Annotated in this window: 1 protein-coding gene; it reads right to left on the reverse strand. The window is 73.8% G+C overall.

All coding sequences use genetic code 11. The annotated features are described in order from the left end of the window. Positions 1–240, reverse strand: a 240-nt coding sequence (locus L9G74_RS24615; protein WP_275297567.1) for a hypothetical protein, incomplete at both ends; no start/stop codon positions are given.

The raw sequence follows: 240 nt of genomic DNA on the forward strand, positions 1-240 counted from the left end.
GTGGAGCACAGAGACGAGCGGGTTCAACTTCATGAGCAGCGACAGCGGCTGCCCGATCCCTCCCGCCGCGCCCAGCACGGCCACCTTGAACCCCGGCGCGCCGCCCTTGGCCCTGCATGGCGCCGGCCTCACCCCCTCCTCCATCTGGGGGCGCGGCGACGGGCTGAGGTGGGCGGCGACGCGGGCGATGCGGTGGGAGGCGGAGTCGGGCTGCATGGCTGGCTGGCTGGTTGGTTGCGG

The organism is Shewanella electrica, from assembly GCF_022321485.1.
GTDB classification, from domain to species: Bacteria; Pseudomonadota; Gammaproteobacteria; order Enterobacterales; family Shewanellaceae; genus Shewanella; species Shewanella electrica.